Origin of the sequence: Kitasatospora nipponensis, assembly GCF_039528135.1 — a bacterium.
In the GTDB taxonomy this organism is placed as follows: domain Bacteria; phylum Actinomycetota; class Actinomycetes; order Streptomycetales; family Streptomycetaceae; genus Kitasatospora; species Kitasatospora nipponensis.
Map to the genome: position 1 here is coordinate 1 of NZ_BAAALF010000648.1, position 788 is coordinate 788.

The window sequence follows — 788 nt, forward strand, 5'->3', positions numbered from 1 at the left end:
GATCGAGCCGGCGGACTCCTGGCTCGCCGGGGCGGCCGGCAGTCTCCACCGGGAGATCACCGAACTGAACGGTATGGAGATCACCCGCTGCGAGAGCCTACTGTCGCTCTACACCTCGCGAGCGGAGGCACTCGGTCTGGTCGAGGCTTTCGGGGACCGGGTCCGCTTCCCGCACAGCATCCTGCAGGCCTATTTCGGTTCCAGCTGCCTGCACTCCGTGGGGAGCGCCCTGGAGGAGGCGATCGGCGGGCAGGGGCCCGGGCGGGAGCTGCTGATCGCGCTGGTGCTGCGCGGCTGCAAGAAGTCCCCGCGCGCCACGGACGGAGTGGCACAGTTGTTGGTGGACGCCGCGCGGGGGCGGTCGGACGCCAAGGCCCTCGACATGTACGCCACGGCACTGGAGTACGACGTCCATGTGCAGAAGCCGATCCACCGGAGCATCGCGAAGGAGCTGCTGGAGCGGTGGCCGAAGATCACCTCAGGGGACCGGAGAACGCTCGACGAGGCCAAGCACCGGCTGGTCGCCCGCTTCGGCGAGGCGCTCCGCGAGATCAGCCGACGGCGCGACGAGCTGCAGCGCTCGCCCGTGGAGGGTTTCGACTACGGCGAGCCGGCGTATGCGGAGTTCCTCCAGATCGCCAAGTGGGAGCGGTCCTACTCGCTGAGACTGGGGATCGCCCAGGAGATCGGGGCGGGTGGCGACGCGGCGTTCAACGCGATCCGCAAGCTGTACCGGCGCGGCGACCCCGGTGAGGAGGGCGACGACCCGGTGTGGCAGTACGAGCAGG

Annotated in this window: 1 pseudogene; it reads left to right on the forward strand. The window is 69.7% G+C overall.

The annotated features are described in order from the left end of the window. A pseudogene (locus ABD323_RS42475) lies at positions 1-788 on the forward strand (hypothetical protein); the annotation flags it as partial.